The sequence below is a fragment of the Pseudoxanthomonas sp. LjRoot143 genome, from assembly GCF_964252945.1.
Taxonomy (GTDB): Bacteria; Pseudomonadota; Gammaproteobacteria; order Xanthomonadales; family Xanthomonadaceae; genus Pseudoxanthomonas_A.
Genome location: NZ_CAXUPM020000001.1, coordinates 2,580,973 through 2,603,528, shown reverse-complemented (window position 1 = coordinate 2,603,528; position 22,556 = coordinate 2,580,973). Strand labels below are relative to the sequence as shown.

Here is a 22,556-nt window from a genome sequence, read left to right as displayed (position 1 = left end):
CGGAGGCCGCACCCGCCACGCGCGTGATGGCGCGATCGGCGAGGCAAGCAGGATGCATGGCTCCATACCTGCGGCACGCAGGCCGCGTGCCGGCTGCGCTAGAGTGCACGGCACCATCCGCGGGGAGTCGTCGTCATGCCGGTCGAACTGAAGATGCTGGCCTGGTCCATTGCCCTGGGCCTGGTGCACGTGCTGGTCGGCGCCGCACTGACCACCCACCAGCGCGGGCTGAAGTGGAACGTCGGCGCGCGCGATGCCGCGTTGCCGCCGCTGACGGGCGTCGCCGCGCGGATGGACCGCGCGTTGCGCAACTTCCTGGAGACGTTCCCCTTCTTCGCTGCCGCCGTTCTCGCGGTGGTGGCGCTCGGGCGCGGCGATGCCAACACCGCGCTCGGCGCGCAGTGCTACTTCTGGGCGCGACTCGCCTACGTACCCGTGTATGCGGCGGGCATTCCGTACCTGCGCACGGTGATCTGGGCCGTGTCGCTGTGGGGGCTGCTGCAGGTGCTGTGGGCGCTGCTGTGAGGCGGAATGCGGCCCCGGGTTCATCGCACGGTGGGCCCCCGCGCTCGATTTGACCCTAGACTAGGCCGACCCCCTCCAAGCCAGGCCCTTGCGGCCTGGCGTCGTGCTGTGATCGACCGGATGCTGTCCCGCAATCCCCACCTTCCCCTTGCTGCGCTGCTGATTGCCGTCCTGCTGGCTGCCTGTGGTCCGGGCGCTCCCGAGAGCGCGTCCGATGCGGTGGCCGAAGCGCCGCCCGCGCTGCCGGCCGATACGCCGGCCAGGCAGGCCGAGCGCGGCGATGGTGCCGTGTCGACCGGACCGGTGGTGTCGCCGCCGGCCGACGCCCCGGGCGAGGGCATGCCGACCGACTGGCCGGTGTCAAAAGTGACCTCCGGCCAGGCCTGGGTCAGCTGCCAGGCCGAATACAACACCGGGGAAGGCGATGGCGCCGCACTGGAGTCGCTGGCGTTCTTCAGCGTGGTCGACGCGCTGTCGCCGTGCCAGAAGGGCGGCGTGCTGCGCCTGCGCTACCAGGGCAAGATCGCCTCCGATTTCACCGATCTGGTCGCACGGGTCGCCGACATCGCCGGCCGCATGGGCATCCACAAACGCATCCTCGACCTCGATTCCGCCGGTGGGCAGGTCGAAGACGCGATCAAGGCCGGCGATGTCATCGGCGCCGGCGGCTGGACGATCTGGGTGCGTGAGGGCTCGGTCTGCCACAGCGCCTGCGTGTTCGTGCTGGGTGCGGGCGACAACCGGATGATCTCCGGCAAGGTGGGCGTGCACCGCATCATCCGCATGAGCTCCACCGCCACCACGCGTGCCGAGCTCAACGAGGAACTGCGCGGCGTCTACGGGCGCGTCAAGGACTACCTGGAGCGCAACGGCGTGGCCGTCGCGGTCGCCGACCTGATGATGACCGTGCCCAACCGCCGCCTGCGCCTGCTGAGCAAGGACGAACTGCAGGAATACGGCCTGGATGGCACCAACGCGGCGCAGGACGACCTCGACCGCCTGCAGTTGATGCGCCGCTGCGGGGGCGATTTCGTGATGCGCCGCGATGCCTTCATGCGCAGCTTCGACAGCACGTGCAAGAAGGCGGGTGCAGGGCTGGACGACATGCAGTCCTGCGGCCTGGAGCTGCGTACGCAGTTCGGGTTCCCGGATACCAAGTGCCCGGCCGACAGCCCGCTGTCGGAGTTCGATCGCATGGCCGATGTGGAAGCCGTGCCCGATGACGCGGGTGCGACGCCGGATGCAGCGCCGTTGGACGCCGGCGCCGCACGCTGAGCGCCGGCTGCGCTAGGCGGGGTCTCGCGCGCCAGGCAGGACGATGGAATGGCGAGTGCCCGCGCCAGTCCCGCCACTCTTTTTCACTGGCGCGGGAGGCAAAACGACTCCACATCGAGTCCTGGTGTGAGTAGAACGAGGCGATGCCGTTCGCGCGCCACCCGGATTCCGTCACGGGCGAGTCTCTGTGTGAGCAGAGCGGCGTGCTGCATTCACGCGATAGGCGGGCTGGCTCCGTCAGCCCTGCACCCGGATCTCGGTGTCGTCGATCCGCACCACCTGGCCGGCGCGGATCTTCGCGGTCTTGCGCAGTTCCACCGTGCCATCCACCGATACGTCGCCGCTGGCCACGATCGCCTTGCCCTGGCCGCCGCTGTCGGCGATGCCGACCAGCTTCAGCAGTTGGTTGAGTTCCACGTACTCGTGGCCGGCGTCCAGATCGAAGTCGATGCGTTGCATGCGCGCAGTGTAAGCCAGGGCCGGCGTCATTCCTTTTCGAAATGCGCGATCTGCTCCAGCAGCGTGCGGCTGCGGCGGACCCCGACGCTTTCCTCCCATGTCGCTTCGGTGCGTGGATGGCGGTGGCGGTGCCAGTACACCGCCGCGAGCGTGCCGACGAACCCGGCGACGCTGATGAAGAAGCTCCAGGCGATCCATGCCGGCGTGCCTGCGGCCGGATCGACCGGGCCCAAGCCGGCGAAGCCGACGATCACCAGCAGCCACATGATCCACCACGGCGCGCCGCAGACCATCGCATTGAGGCCGTAGAAGCGCTGCAGCAGGGCGAAACGCTTCTGGATCTTCAGCACCGGCGCGGTGTAGTCCATGGTGCCGATCAGGCTCATGGTGATGAAAGCCATGACCATGGTGACCACGCCGAACGCGTGCAGGGCGATGCCGCTGGCGAGCAGGCCGGGTACGTCGGTGTTGCGCGTCCAGCACGCCACGCCGAGGGCGAGCAGACCGGCGCCCAGCACCGCCTGCAGCGCCTGCGCCCAGAACAGCGGGCGCACCGTGCTCTTCACGGTATCGAGCTTGCGGTCGCGCAGCAGTTCCCACTGGACCGCCTCCTGCCGTTCCAGTCGTTCACCCAGCGTGCGCCAGGCGGATTTCAGTTCATCCGGTTCCATCGTGTGTACTCCCGTCGTGGAGGGGTGATCAGAGTTCGTCGCGCAGCCGCTGCTTCAGCCGGCCGATCTTGGTGGCGACGTTGGTTTCGCTCAGGCCGAGCACGTCGGCCATCTCGCGGTAGCTGTGGTCTTCCAGGTAGAGCAGCAGCAGGGCGCGGTCGAGCGGCGGCTGCGCCTGGATGAAGCGGTACAGCAGGTCGACCTGCTGGCGGCCTTCGTGGTCGTGCGCGCGCGGGTCGGCCACGTCGTGGTGATCCTCGTGCCAGGCCTCGGGCTGCACGCCGCGGGTGCGGCTGCGGACGTGCGAAATGGCCACGTTCAGCGCGATCCGGTACATCCAGGTGGAGAACGGCCGCGCCGGGTCGTAGTCCGGCCAGGCGCGCCACAGCTGGGCGGCGATCTCCTGTACCAGGTCGTCGCGGTCGTCGGGGTGCCAGGCGTAGGTGCCGGCGACCTTCATCAGGACGCCGCGGTGCTGCCGCAGCAGGCGCGGGAAGTCCGTGAAGGCGTCCGTGGAGGCGTCCGTGGAGGCGTCCTTGGAGGCGTCCTTGGAGGCGTCCTTGGAGGCGTCCGTGTCCGTCTGGGGGTTCATGATCGTGATCGTTTCCATCCCGGCACCCGTCGATTGTGCGGTCTGGAAGGTGATTCGCCGGGGTGGCGGAAAAATCACGGCCGCGGCCCCCGGATCGTGCTGCAACGCGACAGGAGCCGCCCGAAAGCGCACAATATGCGGCTCGGCGTGCGGCTCCGCGACGCCCCGGAGTGTCCGCATGTCTACCGAATCCCCCTCGCCAGCCCCCCTCCTGTTCGCCGATCTCGGCCTGCCCGCGCCTGTCATGGCGGCGGTCACCGAGGTGGGCTACGAGAGCCCGTCGCCGATCCAGGCGGCCACCATCCCGGCCATGCTGGCCAAGCGCGACGTGCTGGGCACGGCGCAGACCGGCACCGGCAAGACGGCCGCGTTCGCGCTGCCGGTGCTGGCCAACATCGACCTGAAGGCCGGCAGCCCGCAGGCGCTGGTGCTGGCGCCGACGCGCGAGCTGGCGATCCAGGTGGCCGAGGCGTTCCAGAAGTACGCCGGCAAGATCCCCGGCTTCCACGTGCTGCCGATCTACGGCGGCCAGAGCTATTACCCGCAGCTGCAGGCGCTGAAGCGCGGCGTGCACGTCGTGGTCGGTACGCCCGGCCGCGTCATCGACCATCTGGAGCGCGGTTCGCTGGACCTGTCCGGCCTGACCACCCTGGTGCTGGACGAAGCCGACGAAATGCTGCGCATGGGCTTCATCGACGACGTCGAGACGGTGCTGAAGAAGACACCGGAAACGCGCCAGGTGGCGCTGTTCTCGGCGACGATGCCGCCGGCCATCCGCCGCATCGCGCAGACCTACCTGAAGGAACCGGTCGAGGTTAACATCGCCTCGAAGACCACCACCTCGGCCAACATCCGCCAGCGCTACTGGTGGGTCAGCGGCATGCACAAGCTGGATGCGCTGACCCGCATCCTGGAAGTCGAGCCGTTCGACGGCATGATCATCTTCGCCCGCACCAAGGCGGCGACCGAGGAACTGGCCGACAAGCTGCAGGCCCGCGGCCTGGCCGCGGCGGCGATCAACGGCGACATGCAGCAGGCGGCGCGCGAGAAGACCATCCAGCAGCTCAAGGACGGCAAGCTCGACATCCTGGTCGCCACCGACGTGGCCGCGCGCGGCCTGGACGTGGAGCGCATCAGCCACGTGCTGAACTACGACATCCCGTACGACACCGAGAGCTACGTGCACCGCATCGGCCGCACCGGCCGCGCCGGCCGCGCCGGTGACGCGATCCTGTTCGTCACCCCGCGCGAGAAGGGCATGCTGCGGTCGATCGAGCGCGCCACGCGCCAGCCGATCGAAGAGATGCAGCTGCCCAGCGTGGAGGCGGTCAACGACCGTCGCGTGGAGAAGTTCCTGGCGCGCATCACCGACACGCTGGCGTCCGGCAAGGCCGGCGAGTTCCGCGCGCTGATCGAGCGCTACGAGCGCGAGCAGAACGTGCCGGCGGTCGACATCGCCGCCGCGCTCGCGCAGCTGGTGCAGGGCGACACGCCGCTGCTGCTGTCGCAGGAGCGCACGCCGCGCGAACAGCGCCCGGTGCGCAGCGAGACCTACGGCAACGCGCCGCGCCGCGAGCGCGACGAGCGTCCGCGTCGCGACGACGGCCCGGGCGAGCGTCCGGCACGCAGTTTCGACAAGCCGGAACGCTCGAAGATCGAACGCCCCGACACCGACCGTCCGCGCGCCGACAAGGCTCCGCGCAGTGCGCCGGACGTGGGCATGGAGACGTACCGCATCGAAGTGGGCCACGCGCATGGCGTGAAGCCGGCCAACATCGTCGGCGCGATCGCCAACGAGGCGGGGCTGGAGAGCCGCTACATCGGCCGCATCGACATCCAGCACGACCACACCACGCTGGACCTGCCCGAAGGCATGCCGCGCGAAGTGCTGATGCACCTGAAGAAGGTCTGGGTGTCCGGCCAGCAGCTGCGGATCCACAAGCCGGGCGAGGGGGGGGGTGCCGGCGCAGGCGCGGCGCCGCCGCGCAAGTTCGGCGGCCCGGGCAAGGGCAAGCCGCGCGGCGACAAGCCGTTCGGCGCCGGCAAACCGCACCGCAAGGGGCCGCCGCGCGAGTGAGGGCGGCAGCCCGGCGCGGAAGCGTCGGCGCAATGAGGCAGATCCGGCGTGGGATGCCGGCACGTGGCACGGATATTGCATTTCGCAGACGCAAGCCAGCACACCGGATGTCGGGACGCGGCGACGTATCGGAGTGTTGGTGAAGTCGATAGGGGGACGGGCAGGCGGGATCGCGGGGTGGCTGTTGCTGCTCGTGGCCCTGTCGTGCCCGGCACTGGCGGCCCCGCAGGTCGGCCGTGACTACCTGGTCACCGGCGAACCGACGTCCGAACAGGCCCCGCAGCGTCACTGTACGCCCGGGATGCAGGCGGAACTGACCGAACGCGTCGAGATTCCCGCGCCGCCCGAGGGCTGGTCGGGCGCGCCGCAGGCGATCAATGTCTTCAACATCTTCGCCGGCGAAGTGCGCGTGCACCACGGCGACCGCGAGATCTGCGGACGCATGCACGATGCGCGCACGCGCGACTCGCGCTTCCGCGCCGGCGTCGGCATGGTGGTGGTACCGCCGGCCGGCAACCGCGAACCGATCCAGGTCGCGTGGGAAAAGCCGCTGAAGCCGGGCTGGATACCCACCGTGCGCATCGGCGCACCGAGTCCCGTGCAGCAGTTCGACACCGCACGCCTGCTGGTGCGTACCGCCTGCGTGGCCATCGCCATCGCGCTGGCGTTCATGGCCTTGATGGGCTTCCTGAGCACGCGCGACCGCGTCTTCTTGGGCTACACCCTGCTGTGCGCGTTGAGTGTGCTGGGGCAGTCCGTGCTCAGCGGCCTCAGCGGCTACCCCGAACCCTGGCTGCCGGTGGACGGGCAGGAATCCCGCTGGCTGGTGGCGTTCTCCTGCGTCGGCTTGCCGATCCTGCTGTACGTGATGTGGCTGCTGGTCGGCGGTGCACGCATCTGGCCGAAGACGCAGCGCTGGCTGCCCTGGTTCACCGCCGGCCTGTGCGCGCTGGCCGTGGCGACGGCGTGGTTGCCGACCGCCGGCCTGTCGCAACTGGCGACGGCGATGGACAGCGGCTTCGTGATGGGCTGCGTGGTGGTGTTCGCGCTGGGACTGGGCCTGCTGCGCCACCACCGTGCCGATGCCGTGCCGGCGATCGCCGCCGTGCTGCCGTTCCTGGCGATGGCGGCGATGGACCTGGCCGACAGCTGCCTGCTGATTGAGTACCGCGTCGAGGCGATCCAGCTCTCGATCACCTGGTTCCTGACCGTCAGCGCCTACGTGCTGAACCTGCGCCTGGGCCAATTGCGCCGCCAGCGCGACGAGATGCGCGCACTCGCCGACACCGACGAACTGACCGGCCTGCCCAACCGCCGTGCCGGCCTGAAGCGGCTGGAGCAGCACATGCGCGACGCGCGCACCGGCGACGACACGCTGGCGGTGGGCTTCCTGGACATCGACCTGTTCAAGCGCATCAACGACGTGCACGGACACGAAGCCGGCGACCGAGTACTGGTCGCCGTCGCGGCGACGCTGACCGGTGCCGTACGCGATCCGGCGGACGTGATCCGCATGGGCGGCGAGGAGTTCCTGGTGCTGCTGCCTGGCATCGGCGGTGCGACCGCGCGTGCGCGGCTGGAGGCGATGCGGGGCCAGGTCAGTGCCGCGGGCGCGGACCTGGGTATCGATGGCCTGACCGTCACCGCCAGCATCGGCCTGGCCACCCTGATGCCGGAGGATGCCGATCCCGCGTCGCTGCTGCGCCGGGCCGATGGCGCCATGTACCGCGCCAAGCACGCGGGACGCGACCGCGTGGTCGACGCCGGGACCGTCGACGACGGCGATCTGGACCGCTGACGCGGCACGACCATTGGTCGGCAGGACATCCCCGGACCGGAGCGTGGTCCTCAAGCCATGCGCTCCACGGCCGATGAACGACGGCAGAGGCCGGCGCGGATGCCTTCCTTCCGCGCGGACCGACAGGAGCGATACGTGGACAACGGAGTAGCCAGGGCACGGGGACGACCCGGCCGTCAGGACGACGACCGCGGGCTGCACCGGCTGCCCGCGCGGGTGGCCGCGCTCATCCTGCTGTCCGCGTTGGGTGCGCTGCTGACGGCTGCCGTGCTGGAAACCCAGGCCGGCGCCACCGCCTACATCATCGGCGAGAGCCATTGGTCGAAGGCGCACCAGCGCGCCGTCCTGGCGCTCTACCGATACGCCGGCCATGGGCGCCAGGCCGACCTGGAGGCCGCGCGCGAGGCGTTGCGCGTGCCGCTGGGCGACCGTGCCGGCCGGCTTGCGCTGGAGCGGGATCCGGCGGATGTCGATGCCGCACGCGCAGGCTTCCTGCAGGGAAACAACGCGCCGGACGACATCGACCGGCTGATCTGGATGTACCGGGCGCTGGGACAGGCGCCGTACTTCCGCGACTCCGTCCGCCTGTGGCGTGAAGCCGAGGTCGAGGTCGACCAATTGGTGGCCATGGCCGATACGCTCGAGGCGCAGGTCGCACGGGGCCCGCTCGATGCGGCCAGCGTGCAGGCCCACCAGCGGCACCTGCTGGCCATCGATGCCCGGCTGCGGCCCAAGGAACTGGCGTTCTCGCGCTCGCTGGCCGAAGGCGCGCACTTCATGCGGCGGATCCTGCTGGGTCTGAGCGCGCTCGTCTTCGTGGCGCTGTGTGCCTACGCGTTGCGGGTGATGCGCGGGACCCTGCGCCACGTGCGCGAGACCGAGAGCGAGTTCCGCATGGCGTTCCACCAGTCGGTGGTCGGGATGCTCAAGCTGGACCGGGAGGGGCGGTTCGCGCAGGCCAACGAGGCGCTGGCGCAGATCCTGTCGCAGCCGTTGCATGACTTGCGCGAACTGCGCCTGCAGGACGTGCTGCATCCGGACGACCTGCACCGGGACGCGGCCGGCGCGATCGACTGGACGCGCATGCGGGAGCCGGGCGAACGCCGCTTCCTGCGCCCGGACGGCGAAGTGCGCTGGGTGCGCTGGACCGCCTCCGTGGTCGACGCGCGGGCGGGACGGGGCGAGCAGGTGTTCGTGCTGGCGGAAGACGTGTCCGAGGCGCACGAACTGGCCTGCGAGATCGCGTACCAGGCCAGCCATGACGAACTGACCGGCCTGATCAACCGCCGCGAGATCGCGAGGCGGCTGGGCAGCGCCCTGGGCAGCGCGCGTGGATGCCGCCAACGGCACACGCTGTGCTTCATCGACCTCGACCAGTTCAAGCTGGTCAACGATACCTGTGGCCACGAGGCCGGAGACCGCTTCCTGTGCGAGTTCGCGCAGCGCGTGGCGGCGCAGCTGCGCCGCGGCGACTGGGTGGGGCGGCTGGGGGGCGACGAGTTCGCCGTGCTGTTGCACGACACCACGCTGGAAGAAGCGGAAGCGGCGATGGCGCGGATCCATGCCGCGCTCGGCGAGGACGCGTTCCGCTGGAACGGCCGCATGTTCGGCCTGAACTGCAGTATCGGCGTGGCCGAGATCAACGACGACGCGGTCGACGTCGACTGGTTGCTGCGTGCCGCCGACGCGGCGTGCTACGTGGCGAAGGAAGAGGGCCGCAACCGCATCCGCTGCTACCGCGATTCCGACCCCAGCCTGTCGCGCCGGCGGCGCGAACTGGAATGGGTCGCCCACACGCAACTCGCCATCGCCGAACAGCGCCTGCTGCTGTACGCGCAGCGGATCGTTCCGCTGGCGGGCGGGGAACGCCTGCAGTACGAAGTGCTGGTGCGCCTGCTCGATCGCGAGGGCGAGGTGCATGCGCCGGGCGTCTTCCTGCCGGCGATGGAGCGCTACGGGCAGGGCATGGCGGTGGATCGCTTCGTGGTGGATGCGGTGTGCGGGTTCCTCGCCCGGCACCCCGGCCATCTCGCGCAGGTCGAGCTGTGCCACGTCAACGTGTCCGCGCAGTCCATCGCCGATCCGGCGTTCCTGGAGCACGTCGGCCTGCTGCTGGACCGGCATCCGGGCGTCGCGACGCGGCTGTGCTTCGAGATCACCGAGACCGCGGTGATCGCCAATCTGGACGATGCCTGCCGTTTCATCGATGCGATGCGCGCGCGTGGTTGCCGGATCGCACTGGACGATTTCGGCAGCGGCCTGTCGTCGTTCGCCTACCTCAAGCGCCTGCCGGTGGACATCCTCAAGATCGACGGCGCCTTCATCCGCGATCTCGCCCGCGGCGAGTCCGACCTGGCGCTGGTCCGTTCCATGAGCCAGATGGGCCAGGCACTGGGGAAGGTCACGGTGGCGGAATGGGTGGAGAACGACGCGGTGCTGGCGCAGCTGCGCGAGGTGGGTATCGGCTATGCGCAGGGCTATGCGGTCCATGCCCCGTGCCCGATCGGTGAACTCATGGCGGGCGCGAGCGTGGACGTGATGTCCGCCGAGGCGTTGGCCGAACCCGCCTGACGCGCACGCCGGGCGGCCGATCCCGGATAATGGCGGCATGACCACCCGCCTCAACAAACACATCGCCGAGACCGGCTTCTGTTCCCGCCGCGAGGCCGACCGCCTGATCGCCGAGCGCCGCGTGACCGTCAACGGCATTGCCGCCGGCATGGGCGCGGTGGTCGGCGAGGGCGACGAGGTGCGCGTCGACGGCCAGTCGATCAAGGTGCGCGCCGCCAAGGCCGGCAAGCGCAAGCACGTCTACATCGTGCTGAACAAGCCGGTCGGCGTGACCTGCACCACCGAGTCGTCGGTGAAGGACAACATCGTCGACTTCATCGGCCACGAGCAGCGCATCTTCCCGATCGGTCGGCTGGACAAGGATTCGGAAGGGTTGATCCTGCTGACCAGCAACGGCGACATCGTCAACCAGATCCTGCGCGCCGAGAACCGCCACGAAAAGGAATACCTGGTGGCGGTGAACAAGCCGGTGACCGACGAGTTCCTGCGCGGCATGGCGCGTGGCGTACGCGTGCACGGGCAGATGACGCTGCCGTGCCGCACCAGCCGGATCGCCAAGTTCGGTTTCCGCATCACCCTGACCCAGGGCCTGAACCGGCAGATCCGCCTGATGGCCGCAGCCTTCGATTACCGCGTCACCCAGTTGCGGCGTGTGCGCATCGACAACGTGAAGCTGGGCGACCTGAAGGCCGGGCGCTGGCGCAACCTCACCGACCAGGAACTGCGCGGTCTGCTGCCACAGCAGGAGACCTGGTAGCGGTAGCGTGACCGACGTCGCGTCAGTAGTGCTTACCTGCTAAGCGGACGCGGGCATACTCTGCCCATCCCCGGTACAGGACTGCCGGCATGAGCCGACCGCCGAAGCCCGACAACGAAGAAGCCCGTCTGGCCGCGCTACGCAGCTTCGACATCCTCGACAGCGGACCCGAGCGCGCGTTCGACGACTTGGTCCGCATCGCCGCCGGCATCTGCGGCGTGCCGATGGCGGCGGTGACGCTGATCGACGGCGACCGCCAGTGGTTCAAGGCCCAGGTGGGCATGGAAAGTCCGGATCCGTCGCTGGACACCTCGTTCTGCGCACACACGGTGCTGGATCCGGGCGCCGCGACGGTGGTGCCGGATGCCACGCTCGACCCGCGTTTCTCGTCTAATCCGCTGGTGGCCGCGGCCAACGGCATCCGCTTCTACGCCGGCGCGCCGCTGGTGACGCAGGAGGGGTTCGCGCTGGGCGCGCTCTGCGTGGTGGACGACCGCCCGCACGCGTTGGCGCCGTTCCAGTTGCAGGCGCTGGATGCGCTGTCGCGGCAGATCGTGCAGCTGCTCGAACTGCGTCGCGTCAGCAAGCAACTGCGGCACCAGCTGCACGAGCGCACGTGGTACGAGCAGCAGATGCAGCGGTACCAGGACGAGCTGGAGCAGCAGAATGCCGATCTTTCGGAACAGACCAGGACCGATCCGCTGACCGGGCTTCCGAACCGCCGCGCGTTCGCGGCGGCGCTGGACGGCGCCATGCAGAAGGCCGCGCAGAGCGGCGATCCGCTCGCCGTTGCGGTGCTCGACGTGGACCACTTCAAGACGGTCAACGACCTCCACGGCCACGACGAGGGCGACCGCGTGCTGGTGGCGCTGGGCGACATGCTGAAGGCGCAGGCGGCGGGCCGTGGACTTGCGGCGCGCCATGGCGGCGAGGAGTTCGTCATCCTGATGCCCGGGGCCACGCTGGAAGAGGCGCGCCTGCAGTGCGAGTTCATGCGCCAGAGCGTGGGCCTGCTGCCGATCGGCCTGCCGGTCTCCGTCAGCATCGGCGTGGCCGCCCGGCAGCGGGACGACAGCGCCGAGGCCATGTTCCGTCGCGCCGACCAGGCCCTGTACGAGGCCAAGCGCAGCGGGCGCGACCGGGTGGTGGTGGCCGCCTGATTTGATCGCGATCAATGCGCGCTGCGACCCGCGGACGCATCGTGTCCGTGTCGGCGGCGCATCGTGCGCTCGCCCTGCATACGGAGCACGACGATGAAGATCCTGGTGGCAGTGGATGGAAGCGAGGTCGGCCTGGCCGCCGTGCGGCAGTTGGTCGAATTCAGTGCGGCGCTGGCGGAACCGCCGGACATCACCCTGTTCTATGCCGATCCGCCGCTGTTGCGCTCGGTCGCACTGAATCTGGGCAAGGACGGCGTGGTGAGTTACCACGCGGAGAACGCCGCGTACGCGATGAAGAAGGCACGCACCGCGCTCAAGCGCGCGCGGCTGCCGTTCCGGGAGACCTATCTGGTCGGCGAGCCCGCGGAAAGCATCGTCAAGCAGGCGAAGGCATCGAAGGCCGATCTGGTCGTCGTCGGCACGCATGGCCGCGGCGCGCTGAAGCAGCTGTTCGTGGGTTCGGTCGCGCTGAAGGTCATCGCGCTGAGCCCGGTGCCGGTGCTGGTCGCTCGCTGACCGGCTTCGGTCGACGATGCTTCAGTCGACGACGTTCTTGGCCTCGGAGGTGCCCAGCATCTCCGGGTGCTCGATGCGCTTCGGGCGCTGCACCAGCGGGTGCAGGAACACGGCGGCGAGGATGATGCCCACGCCGAGGTAGAACAACGGCGTCAGTTCGCGCTGTTCTCCCAGCAGCACGATGGCCAGCACGATGGCGTAGACCGGCTCCAGGTTGGTCACCAGCTGCACGCCGTACGCGCTCAGATGTTTCAGCGCCACCAGCGACAGCGCGAACGGCAGCAACGTGCAGGCCAGCGACAGCACCACCAGCAGCGCGCCGTCCTTCAGGCCGGGCAACACGAACAGGTCGCCGGCGAAGGCGGGGAACAGCATCGGCATCAGCGGCGCGAGCAGGGTCAGCAGCAACGTGCCGGCGCCCAGTTCCAGCCCGGTGATGGTCAGCGGTTCGCCATGGTCGATCAGGCGCTTGTTGAGCGGGCCGAACACCGCCACCAGCAACGCCGAGATCGCACCGACCAGCACGCCCAGCCGCATGCCATCCGGGATGCCGCCGACCACCAGCGCCACGCCCGGCAGCACCGCGACGCCGAACAGCAGCTCGCGCCACGAGAAGGGCCGCCGCGTCAGCCAGGGCTCGATCACCGACGTGAAGGCCGGCGCCAGGGCGATACAGGTCACCGCCACCGAGGCATTGGACAGCTTGATCGCGCCATAGAAGGTCAACCAGTGCAGGGCCACGATCACTCCGATGCCGCAGTAGGCCAGCACCAGTTTCGGCGACATCGCGCGCAGCCCGCGCCACACGCGCGGCAGGAAGGCGAGGGCGACCACCACGATCAGCATGCGCCACCACACCAGCGGCAGGGCGGACAGGCTGATCAGCTTGCCCAGGATCGGGGTGAAGCCCCACAGCAGCACGCACAGGTGGATCTGCAACTGGGCCTTGGCGGTCGGGGTCATCGGCATCCGTGCATTGTCGCCGAAGCCTTGCGGGGCTGGCGATGGGACCACTCGCGACCACCGGGCTCGGAACCTGTCTTGTGGGAGCGACGTAAGTCGCGAGCTTTTCCCGGCTTCGACCGCAATGCCCTTCGCCCTCGACACCTTGCCCTTGGGGGCTTCACGAGGCCGGCCGGCAATCGCGACTTACGTCGCTCCCACAGGAAAGTGGCTGGCTCCTACCGGAAGGATGGCAGAGGCTGGACGCCTACCGCGCGCCATGCGATGGTCGCGCGCCATGGCCGTACCGGGCCGCAGGATTCCCCCATGAGCACCGGCGACGCACTGCCCCCATCGCAACGCCCTTTCGACCGCCGCGATGCGAAGACGCTGGGCCTGTCGGCGCTGGGCGGGGCGCTCGAGTTCTACGACTTCGTCGTGTTCGTGTTCTTCGCCAAGACCCTCGGCGTGCTTTTCTTTCCGCCGGGCACCGAGCCGTGGCTGGCGCAGCTGCAGGTGTACGGCATTTTCGCGGCAGGCTACGTGGCGCGGCCACTGGGCGGCATCGTGATGGCGCACTTCGGCGACCGGCTGGGGCGCAAGCGCATGTTCACCCTCAGTGTCTTCATGATGTCGGTGCCCACGCTGCTGATCGGCCTGCTGCCGACCTATGCGCAGGTCGGCGTGCTGGCGCCGGTGTTGCTGCTGGTGATGCGGCTGGTACAGGGCATCGCCGTGGGCGGCGAGGTGCCGGGCGCCTGGGTGTTCGTCGCCGAGCACGTGCCGCGCCGCTGCGTCGGCATTGCCTGCGCAACGCTGACGGCGGGACTGACGGCGGGCATCCTGATCGGCTCGCTGCTGGCAGCGTGGATCAACGCGAACTACACCCCGGACGAGGTGCAGGCCGGGGTCTGGCGCGTGCCGTTCGTGTTGGGCGGCGTGTTCGGCTTTGTGGCCGTGTGGCTGCGTCGCTGGCTGGAGGAAACGCCGGTCTTCGTGGAGATGCGCGAGCGCAAGCAGCTGGCACGCAGGCTGCCGGTGAAGCAGGTGCTCGGCGAACACCGTCCGGCCGTCGTGCTGTCGATGCTGGCGTCGTGGCAGCTGACGGCGGCCATCGTGGTCATCGTGCTGCTCACGCCGACGCTGGTGCAGACCAGCTTCGGCATCGATGCCGCCATGGCCTTCCGCGGCAACAGCCTGGCGACGCTGGCACTGATCGCCGGCTGCCTGGTGGCGGGCTGGGCGGTGGACCGTTTCGGCGTGGGACGCGCGCTGTTGGCCGGTTCGCTGGGATTGGGCCTGTCCGCCTATGCGCTGTACGGCGCACTGGTGTCGGGTAACCACGATCAGTTCGTCGCGTGGTACGCGCTGGCCGGCTTCTGCTGCGGCGTGACCGGCGTGACGCCGGCGCTGATGGTGGCCGCGTTCCCGCCCGAGGTGCGCTTCACCGGCCTGTCGTTCTCGTACAACGTCGCGTACGCGGTGTTCGGTGGGCTTACGCCGCCGATGATCGCCTGGCTGTCGACGTCATGGGGCGCGATGGCGCCCGCGCACTATGTCGCCCTCACCTGCCTGGTGGGCGTAGGCGTTGCGGTGTTCGTGCTGATGAAGCGCCCGCTGCAGTACTGAGCGTGGACGTCAGCTGCCCAGCCGGTGGATCAGTTCCATCGCGGCAGCGGGATTGCGTTCCTTCGCACTGCTGATGAAGTACACGAACACATCGCGTCGCGGCAGCGCCGGTGCGGGTTCGCCCACGTGCGGCAGCCCGGCGATGTCTTCGCCGCGCGACCAGGCGCGTGCGCGTTCGGCCCACAGCGCGAGTTCCTTCGGCGGGTAGCCGGTGTCGATCGGCTGCGAGCGCATCAGCCGCGCGTAGACGAAGTCGGCGGTGAGGTCGCCGAACGATGGATAGTCGCCGGAATCGGTGAAGACGGTGGCGACCTGGTGGCGTCGCGCCAGATCGACCAGGTCCGCCGTCACGGCCGCCGGATCGCGCACTTCCAGCGCATGCCGCAGCGGACGTCCGTCGATCTCGCGCGGCAGCAGCGAGAGGAACGCATCCAGTTCCTCCGCATCGACGCGGCGGCCGGCCTCGAACTGCCAGACCAGCGGCCCCAGCTTCGCGCCGAGTTCGGCGATGCCGCCGACGAAGTCCTCCACCTGCGCCCGTGTCGACGCCAACGAGCGCGATTGCATGATGCGTTTCGGTGCCTTGGCCGAGAACACGAAGCCGTCCGGGGTCTGGTCGCGCCAGCTGGCGTAGGTCGCCGGCTTCTGCGCGCCGTAGTAGGTGCCGTTGATCTCGATGGCGGTCAGCTGGCGGCTGGCGTATTCCAGCTCGCGCCGCTGCACCAGACCGGCCGGATAGAAGTTGCTGCGCCAGGGCGCGAAGGTCCAGCCGCCGATGCCGACGCGGATGCCGGCGGTCGCGGTGGAGGGAGCCGAAGCGAAGAGATCGTCCATGTCGGCAGCATAGCCCGGCCGTCGTCGCGGCCGCGTTACCATCGGATCATCCCACGCCGGAGACCTCGCATGACCTGGACCACGCCCGACCTCTGCGATCAGTTCCCCGACGTGCAGGTGGCCGAACCGGTGTTCCGCAACTTCGGCGGACAGGTACGTTTCGCCGGGCCGGCGGTGACGGTGAAATGCCTCAACGACAACTCGCGCGTGCGCGAACTGGCGATGACGCCGGGCGAGGGCCGGGTGATCGTGGTCGATGGTGGCGGTTCGCTGCGGCGCGCGCTGCTGGGCGACCTGATCGCGGGCAATGCGGTGAAGAACGGCTGGTCCGGCCTGGTGATCTTCGGCTGCGTGCGCGATGTCGAGGTGCTCGCCACGTTGCCGTTGGGTGTGCAGGCATTGGCTTCGCATCCGATGAAGACGGACCGGCGCGACCTGGGCGAGGTCGACGTGCCGGTGTCGTTCGCCGGCGTCTCGGTCACGCCGGGCGACTGGATCTACGCCGACGCCAATGGCGTGCTGATCGCCCACGCCCGATTGCACGACGCGTGAAAAAAGAAGGGCAGGCGATGTGCCTGCCCTTCGTCGTTGAAGCGTAAGTCGCTGGATCCCCGCGTTCGCGGGGATGACGTCCCGGCAAAGGCGCTGCGCGCGCCGGGACGTCACTTGATCGGTTCGTCCAGCATCAGCTGGCGCACGAACCTCACCGGCGGGGCGCCGTAGGACAGCACCTGGTCGTGGTAGGCCTTCAGGTTGAACTGCGCGCCCTGCTTGGCCTCGGCGGCCTTGCGCAGGTCGAAGTGTTCCTGCACGCCGACGAAGTAGGTGGGCAGCTGCGCCGAGGTCAGTTGCGCGCGCGTCCACTTGCCCGCGGCTTCGCGCTCCTGCTGGAAGGTCTGGCGCACCATCAGGTCCATCGCCTGTTCGCGCGTCCAGCCGTCCACCTGCACGCCCTGGTCGAGGATCGCGTTGGCGATCGTGCGCAGGTAGAACTTCATCTGCACCAGGTGGAACAGCGGATCGTTGTCCAGGTAACCGGCGTCGGACATCATCTTCTCGGTATAGACCGCCCAGCCTTCGGCGAACATGCCCGAGCGCAGCACGGCGCGCAGCGTCGACGGGAACTTGGCCGAGTGCCAGCCTTCCAGGTAATGCCCCGGCGTGCCTTCGTGGATGCTCAGCAGGTGGATCATCCGGCTGTTGTATTCGCGCAGGAACGAGTCGACCTGCGTCTGGTCCCAGTCTTCCGGGATCGGCGAGACGGCGTAGAACGTCTTCAGGTGCTTGTCGAGCGGGCCCGGCGAATCGCAGTAGGCCACCGCCACGCCGCGCTGGAATTCCGGCATCTCGATGATTTCCACCGGCGCGTCGGGCAGCGTCACCAGGTCGTGCTTGCGCACGAACTCGGTGGCCTGCGCGAGTGCGGCTTCCGCGTCCGGCACCACCTTGTCGCGCGCGGGTCGCTCGGCGTAGGCCAGTTCCAGCGCCGCTTCGATGGCCTTCTGTTGCTCGTCCGCCGTCGGCGTCTCGGGCAGCGCCGGGGCGCCGGGCTTGTCCTTCAGCACGGTGCGGGCGATGCCGTACATCTCTTCGCGCACGCGCTTGAGTTCGCCTTCCGCGCGCTGCTTGATGTCGGCGCGCGACAGCGACGAGAGCAGGGCGAACTGCAGCTTCTGGTCATACAGCGTCTGGCCGATGCGGAAGTCGCCCTTCGCGTTCGGCACCAGGGTCTTGTCCAGCCAGGCCTGGTGTTCGGCGACCGCCTTCTTCAGGCCGTCGATGGCGGCCTGCGCCTGCTGGCGGTCGGCCTCGGGCAGGTCCTTGAGGTTCGGTGTGATGAACGTGTCGACGATGCTGAGGATGCCGGCGTTCTGCTTGGCGACGGTCTCGGCGTGGATCTTCGGCACACGCGCCGGGTCGAGGTTCTCGCGTGCCTGCGCCAGCAGCGCGGGGATCTTCTGCATGCGCGCGGTGGCGGACTTCAGGCGCTCCGGCAGCGGGGCGAATTCGCGGGCCATCAGCCCGTAGATCGCGCCGCCGGCCACGTTGTTGTAGACCTGCGGGTCCCACGCCCAGCTTTCCAGCGTTTCCGCGGTCCAGATGTCGTACTGCAGCTGGTTGCGCAGGATGGCCGCATCGACCTGGTTCTCGCGCGACAGCGCGGTGACATCCATCGCGTCCAGTTCGCCGAGGGTCTTCTTGCTGAAGGCGAGGCTCTTCTGGCGGCCGTCGGCGCTGAGGTCGTCCAGCTCACCGTCGTACTTGTGTTCGCCGATCTGGGTGGCGCTGACCGGCGACAGCTGCAGCCAGCCCTCGAGCGCGCGCTTTGACAGGTCGGCGAAGGCGGCGTCGGCCTTCGCGGTATCCGTGGCCGTGGCGGCGGTTTCCGCACCGGAGGCGGCGACGGGAGCTTCACTCTTCTGGCAGGCGGACAGCGAGGCCAGCAGGGCGGCGGCGAGCAGGGTCTTGCGCATGGGAATCCTGTTGCGGTGCAAGGTGGTCGGGAACGACAGCATAGGCCGAAGGTCATGCCCGGACCCGTGCCATTCGATATACGCTGGCGCCCCCGGGGCCAGGAACCGCTGTCATGAAGCATGAAGGAAGCTGTCATTGCGGACGCGTCGCCTTCGATGTCGAGGGCGACATCGGCGACGTGATCGATTGCAATTGCTCGCTGTGCCGTCGCCGTGGCGGCCTGCTGTGGTTCGTGCCGCGCGAGGCGCTGGTGCTGAAGACGCCGGAGGGCGACCTGTCCACCTACACGTTCAACAAGCACCACATCCGTCACCACTTCTGCGCCGTGTGCGGCATCGCACCGTTCGGGGAAGCCGCCCATCCGAAGACCGGTACGCAGATGGCGGCGGTGAACGTGCGTTGCCTGCCGGAGGTGGACCTGGCTTCGCTGACGGTCGTGGCGTACGACGGAGCTGCGCTGTGAGGTTGCCGGGCATGCTGCGGATGGCCGTGGTGGTGCTGGCCGCGGGCGGTGCGCTGACGGGATGCGCCAAGCAGGAGAGTGGCAGCCGGCCGCGTGCCGCGCTGGTCATGAAATCCTCCGCAGGCGAGTTCCTGGCCTACGAGCACGACGTCACGCTGCGACTGGAGGCGGAGCGGATCCCCGCGCGCGTGCAGGCGCTGCAGGAAGCTTGCCTGCGCAAGCAGCACGGCGACTGCACGGTACTGGAGGTAAGCCAGCGCGGAGGCGACGAGCCTCGCGGCATGCTCACGGTCCGTATCGTGCCGTCGGGCGTCGAGCCGCTGATCGCGGCCGCCAGCGAGGGCGCCGACCTGGGAGACCGCAGCACGCGCGCGGAGGATCTGGCGGAAGCGGTGCGCGACAACGCGTTGACGCGCTCGCGGCTGCAGAAGGAGTTGTCCGGTCTGCAGGCGTTCCAGCAGCGCCGCGACCTCTCGGTGGCGGACATGATCGCGCTGTCGCAGCAGGTCTCGAAGCTGGAGGCGCAGGTGGAGGCTGCCGACCAGGAAGCCGCGCAACAGCAGCGCAGGATCCAGACGCAGAAGCTGTCGTTGCGTTTCGAAACGCCGGGCGGAGAGAGCGGTCGCGGCGAAATCCGGCAAGCCGTCCGTGACTTCTTCTCGACGCTGGCCAGCGGCACCGCGTGGACGATCCGCGCCGTCGCGTTCCTGATCCCCGTGCTGATCGTGCTTGCGATCCTGATCGCGGGATGGCGCCGGTTGCGCCGACGCCGCACGTGATCGCTCCGCCGCGCCTGCCGTGTTACGGCACGGCAGGCGCGGCGCGGCCGAGGAAATCGTCCGGCATCGGCGGCAGCGGCGTACGTTCGTCGCGAGCCTCTTCCTTCAGCCAGTCGATGAAGGCCTGTGCGGCGGCGCTGGGCGGCCGGTGCGCCGGATGCACGGCGTAGTAGGCGAAGCGGGCTTTCAGCGCGGGGCCGGGTAGTCGCACCAGTTCGTAGCGCTGCAGGTACGGTTGCGCCACGTGGCGACGCGCCAGTGCCGCGCCCACGCCATAGACGGCGGCGCGCATCGCATCGGTGCTGTCGTTGAAGCTGTGCATCGGCGGCAGGCGCAGGCCACGCACGCCGGCGGCGCGGAACCAGTCGCGCCAGCCCTGCAGGGCCAGGTCGGTGACCAGCGGCAACTGCGCGATCTGGCGCGGCGCCTGCACCGCATCGAGTCCGGGCAGCGCGGGCGAGGCGACCGGGAACAGTTCGTCGTCCATCAAGTGATGCGACGTCAGTCCGGTCCACTGGCCGGGACCATGGCGGATGCCGAGTTCGGGGCCGTCGTCGTCGAAACGGGTCAGCGCGATGCCGGTGTCCACGTGCAGGCGCACATGCGGATGGCGCGCGCAGAAACGGGGTAGCCGCGGCAGCAGCCAGCAGTACGCCAGCGAGTGCAGCGTGGTGATGCGCAGGGTCGCGATCCTGCCGGCCAGCCGCAGGTGCGAGGCGACGGCATCGATGTCGCCGAGTGCTGCATTGGCGGCGTCGGCCAGCTGCCGACCTTCGGCGGTGAGCTTCACCCCGCGCGCATGGCGCTGGAACAGCACCACCCCGAGCAGTCCCTCCAGCTTGCGCACGTGGTGGCTGACCGCGCTGGCGGTGAGGTGCAGTTCGTCGGCGGCGTGGGCGAAGTTCTGGTGGCGCGCGGCGGCGGCGAAAACACCGAGGGCGGGCAGCAGGGCGGGGCGCAGGCTCATGGTCGTTCCAGGCACAAGCCAGATTTGTGGCTTACCCGCATGCTACGCGCTTGTAGGCGCCCCCGGGTGGTCCAGAATGGCCGCAGGCACGAACGAGGGCTGCCGTGATGGCGCAGGGAGACAGCATGGCTATGACACCGCCGCAAGCGCTGGAGCGCGACTGGCGCACCCCGCTGGAGTTGCTGGTGCTCGGTGCGATCTGGGGCAGTTCGTTCCTCTTCATGCGCATCGCCGCCAATCCGTTCGGCCCGTTCGCGCTGGTCGAGGTGCGGCTCGCGCTGGGCGCCCTGGTCCTGCTGCCGTTCCTGTGGCGCGAGCGCGCGCATTTCCGTGCCGGCCTGTGGCCGAAGCTGGCGATCATCGGCGCGATCAACTCGGCGATCCCGTTCCTGCTGTTCGCCTGGGCCGCGCAACGCTCGCCGGCCGCGATCGGTGCGATCTGCAATGCGATGACAGTGCTGTTCGCGGCGATGGTCGGCTTCCTGTTCTTCGGCCAGAAGATCGGCCTGCGCCGCTCGCTGGCGCTGCTGGTCGGTTTCATCGGCGTCGTGGTGCTGGCGACCAGCAAGGCCGGCGGATTGAGCGTCGGCGGTGCGGTCATCGCCGGCTCCACCGCGGCGCTGTTGTACGGCGTGGGCGTGAACCTGGTGCGCAAGCACCTGGCCGGTATCCCGCCCGCGGCAGCGGCCGCCGCCACGCTCAGCTGCGCGGCACTGCTGGTGCTGCCGTTCGCGGCCACGCACTGGCCGACGCATGCGATCGGCGCAGGCGCGTGGGGCGCGGCCATCGCCATCGGCGTGGTCTGCACCGGTTATGCCTTCCTGTTGTACTACCGGCTGATCCACCGCATCGGCCCGGCACGCGCGGCGACGGTGACCTATCTGGTGCCGCTGTTCGGCGCCGGCTTCGCTTGGCTGTTCCTCAACGAGCCGGTCACGCCGGCGATGCTGGCGGCGGGTGCGCTGATCCTGGGCAGCGTGGCGGTGAGCCAGCGGGCGGCGTGACGATGGTTGTGGGAGCGACGTCAGTCGCGATCACGGCGTCATGGCAGCGTCATCGCGACTGACGTCGCTCCCACAGGAAGATCAACGGCTCAGCGCTTCGCTTCGCGCACTGGCAGCGGCACGTTGCACAGGTCGATGTGGCCGGCTGTCCGCACGTACCAGTCGTCGCGACGGTTGCGGCGCGCTTCGGTGGCGGCGGCGAAGGTTTTCGAATCGGTGCGCAGCACCTGCAGCGGCACGCGCTCGCTTTCCGGGACGTCGCGGGCCAGGCGGATGGCGGTGATCGGTGTGCGCTGCTCGGCCTTCTCGTAGAAACCCATCGGTTCCGGGCCACGCGGGATCGCGCTGAGCAGTTCCATGCCCTTCACCACGCGACCGACCAGGGTGATGTTGCGGTCGAGCTGGCGCGGCGACTGTCCGGTGACCACGTACAGCTCGCTGCCGTTGCTGCTGTCCGGCGGGCCGCCGCGGCCGGCGCCGAGCGCGCCGTAACAGTGCGCAAGCCAGGCTTCGCCGGCCTTCCGGTCGCGGGCCGCGGGAAAGCCATCAACGAAACCCACCTGCCGCGCCCAGCCGTCCACGTCTGGCAGGCGGGTGAAGTTCAGTCCAGCTGCCTTGCGCGCGAACTCGGCCGGCAACTTCGTCTTCGCCGTGCCGAGCGACTTGGCCTTGGCCGCGTCTTCCGCATCGGCATCGCCGAACTGCACGACGAAGTTGTCGTGCGAGCGGTAGATGCCCAGGCCGTTCCAGAAACCTTCGTGCGCGAGCGTGCGGATGTTGGCGACGTGCTCGGGCGCGAACGCCGGTGCCAGCTCGATCACCACGCGGCCGCCGGGCACGTCCATGTACAGCGTGTTCGCGGGATCCAGCGTGCGCCAGTCGGCGTCCGGCGAAGCGTCGAGGATGTCCTTGGCCGTCAGCGGCTTCGGCGGTTCGGCCGCATGGGCGACGGGGAGGGCGAGCAGGCAGGCGAGCAGCAGCGGCAGACGGCGCATGGACACTCCGGGGCACGGGATGCCCCGATTGTAGTGCGCCTGGCGTGCGGGTAGCCGGCCCCGGGCT

Annotated in this window: 21 protein-coding genes; 13 read left to right on the top strand and 8 right to left on the bottom strand. The window is 69.3% G+C overall.

Annotation, left to right across the window (positions count from 1 at the left end; translation table 11 throughout):
- Positions 1–135 precede the first annotated feature (135 nt).
- Positions 136–525: an MAPEG family protein gene (locus tag ACSQ1W_RS12625; protein WP_436043941.1), complete on the top strand. Its 390-nt coding sequence runs from the start codon at positions 136–138 to the stop codon at positions 523–525.
- 120 nt (positions 526–645) lie between these two features.
- Positions 646–1,800 (top strand): hypothetical protein, encoded by a 1,155-nt coding sequence (locus ACSQ1W_RS12620; RefSeq protein ID WP_436043939.1) that lies wholly within the window; start codon positions 646–648, stop codon positions 1,798–1,800.
- A gap of 237 nt (positions 1,801–2,037) precedes the next feature.
- Here ACSQ1W_RS12620 and ACSQ1W_RS12615 read toward each other — a convergent pair whose 3' ends face one another.
- The 3 genes from ACSQ1W_RS12615 to ACSQ1W_RS12605 are packed head-to-tail and all read right to left on the bottom strand — an operon-like array spanning position 2,038 to position 3,390.
- Positions 2,038–2,259: an RNA-binding S4 domain-containing protein gene (locus tag ACSQ1W_RS12615; RefSeq protein ID WP_436043937.1), complete on the bottom strand. Its 222-nt coding sequence runs from the start codon at positions 2,257–2,259 to the stop codon at positions 2,038–2,040.
- Between the two features lie 26 nt (positions 2,260–2,285).
- Positions 2,286–2,930, bottom strand: a complete 645-nt coding sequence (locus ACSQ1W_RS12610; protein ID WP_436043935.1) for a hypothetical protein — start codon at positions 2,928–2,930, stop codon at positions 2,286–2,288.
- A 28-nt stretch (positions 2,931–2,958) separates the two neighbouring features.
- On the bottom strand, positions 2,959–3,390 hold the full coding sequence (locus tag ACSQ1W_RS12605) for an RNA polymerase sigma factor (protein WP_436046180.1): 432 nt from the start codon (positions 3,388–3,390) through the stop codon (positions 2,959–2,961).
- Positions 3,391–3,700: 310 nt separating this feature from the next.
- Here ACSQ1W_RS12605 and ACSQ1W_RS12600 point away from each other — a divergent pair, with 310 nt between their 5' ends.
- The 6 genes from ACSQ1W_RS12600 (at position 3,701) to ACSQ1W_RS12575 (ending at position 12,401) form a co-directional block, all read left to right on the top strand.
- On the top strand, positions 3,701–5,599 hold the full coding sequence (locus ACSQ1W_RS12600) for a DEAD/DEAH box helicase (protein ID WP_436043933.1): 1,899 nt from the start codon (positions 3,701–3,703) through the stop codon (positions 5,597–5,599).
- 139 nt (positions 5,600–5,738) lie between these two features.
- Positions 5,739–7,397: a sensor domain-containing diguanylate cyclase gene (locus tag ACSQ1W_RS12595; RefSeq protein WP_436043931.1), complete on the top strand. Its 1,659-nt coding sequence runs from the start codon at positions 5,739–5,741 to the stop codon at positions 7,395–7,397.
- Positions 7,398–7,532: 135 nt separating this feature from the next.
- The gene (locus ACSQ1W_RS12590) at positions 7,533–9,968 is read left to right on the top strand and encodes a putative bifunctional diguanylate cyclase/phosphodiesterase (protein WP_436043929.1); all 2,436 of its coding nucleotides are present in this window, start codon (positions 7,533–7,535) and stop codon (positions 9,966–9,968) included.
- Positions 9,969–10,005: 37 nt separating this feature from the next.
- Positions 10,006–10,725 (top strand): pseudouridine synthase, encoded by a 720-nt coding sequence (locus tag ACSQ1W_RS12585; protein ID WP_192272147.1) that lies wholly within the window; start codon positions 10,006–10,008, stop codon positions 10,723–10,725.
- Positions 10,726–10,814: 89 nt separating this feature from the next.
- Positions 10,815–11,885, top strand: a complete 1,071-nt coding sequence (locus ACSQ1W_RS12580; RefSeq protein ID WP_436043927.1) for a sensor domain-containing diguanylate cyclase — start codon at positions 10,815–10,817, stop codon at positions 11,883–11,885.
- 93 nt (positions 11,886–11,978) lie between these two features.
- Entirely contained in the window at positions 11,979–12,401 is a 423-nt protein-coding gene (locus ACSQ1W_RS12575) for a universal stress protein (RefSeq protein ID WP_436043925.1), read from the top strand.
- Positions 12,402–12,422: 21 nt separating this feature from the next.
- Here the strand turns inward: ACSQ1W_RS12575 and ACSQ1W_RS12570 are convergent, their stop codons facing one another.
- Entirely contained in the window at positions 12,423–13,370 is a 948-nt protein-coding gene (locus ACSQ1W_RS12570) for a DMT family transporter (RefSeq protein WP_436043923.1), read from the bottom strand.
- 300 nt (positions 13,371–13,670) lie between these two features.
- Here ACSQ1W_RS12570 and ACSQ1W_RS12565 point away from each other — a divergent pair, with 300 nt between their 5' ends.
- Positions 13,671–14,972 carry an MFS transporter gene (locus ACSQ1W_RS12565; RefSeq protein ID WP_436043921.1) on the top strand — a complete coding sequence of 434 codons (1,302 nt, stop codon included), beginning with the start codon at positions 13,671–13,673 and terminating at the stop codon, positions 14,970–14,972.
- Between the two features lie 9 nt (positions 14,973–14,981).
- Here ACSQ1W_RS12565 and ACSQ1W_RS12560 read toward each other — a convergent pair whose 3' ends face one another.
- Positions 14,982–15,806 carry a DUF72 domain-containing protein gene (locus tag ACSQ1W_RS12560; RefSeq protein ID WP_436043919.1) on the bottom strand — a complete coding sequence of 275 codons (825 nt, stop codon included), beginning with the start codon at positions 15,804–15,806 and terminating at the stop codon, positions 14,982–14,984.
- A 69-nt stretch (positions 15,807–15,875) separates the two neighbouring features.
- Between ACSQ1W_RS12560 and rraA the strand changes: the two genes are divergently transcribed.
- Entirely contained in the window at positions 15,876–16,358 is a 483-nt protein-coding gene (gene rraA, locus ACSQ1W_RS12555; RefSeq protein ID WP_436043917.1) for a ribonuclease E activity regulator RraA, read from the top strand.
- Between the two features lie 110 nt (positions 16,359–16,468).
- Here rraA and ACSQ1W_RS12550 read toward each other — a convergent pair whose 3' ends face one another.
- Entirely contained in the window at positions 16,469–18,280 is a 1,812-nt protein-coding gene (locus ACSQ1W_RS12550; protein WP_436043915.1) for a DUF885 domain-containing protein, read from the bottom strand.
- Positions 18,281–18,393: 113 nt separating this feature from the next.
- Between ACSQ1W_RS12550 and ACSQ1W_RS12545 the strand changes: the two genes are divergently transcribed.
- Positions 18,394–18,744 (top strand): GFA family protein, encoded by a 351-nt coding sequence (locus tag ACSQ1W_RS12545; protein ID WP_192272131.1) that lies wholly within the window; start codon positions 18,394–18,396, stop codon positions 18,742–18,744.
- An 11-nt stretch (positions 18,745–18,755) separates the two neighbouring features.
- Positions 18,756–19,523: a DUF4349 domain-containing protein gene (locus tag ACSQ1W_RS12540; protein WP_436043913.1), complete on the top strand. Its 768-nt coding sequence runs from the start codon at positions 18,756–18,758 to the stop codon at positions 19,521–19,523.
- A 22-nt stretch (positions 19,524–19,545) separates the two neighbouring features.
- Here the strand turns inward: ACSQ1W_RS12540 and ACSQ1W_RS12535 are convergent, their stop codons facing one another.
- Positions 19,546–20,490 carry a LysR substrate-binding domain-containing protein gene (locus ACSQ1W_RS12535; RefSeq protein WP_192272129.1) on the bottom strand — a complete coding sequence of 315 codons (945 nt, stop codon included), beginning with the start codon at positions 20,488–20,490 and terminating at the stop codon, positions 19,546–19,548.
- A gap of 125 nt (positions 20,491–20,615) precedes the next feature.
- Here ACSQ1W_RS12535 and ACSQ1W_RS12530 point away from each other — a divergent pair, with 125 nt between their 5' ends.
- A complete protein-coding gene (locus ACSQ1W_RS12530) occupies positions 20,616–21,494 on the top strand; it encodes a DMT family transporter (protein WP_436043911.1) in 879 nt (292 codons plus the stop codon).
- A gap of 89 nt (positions 21,495–21,583) precedes the next feature.
- On the opposite strand, the gene ACSQ1W_RS12525 is transcribed toward ACSQ1W_RS12530, so the two are convergent.
- A complete protein-coding gene (locus ACSQ1W_RS12525; RefSeq protein WP_436043909.1) occupies positions 21,584–22,489 on the bottom strand; it encodes a peptidylprolyl isomerase in 906 nt (301 codons plus the stop codon).
- Positions 22,490–22,556 lie beyond the last annotated feature (67 nt).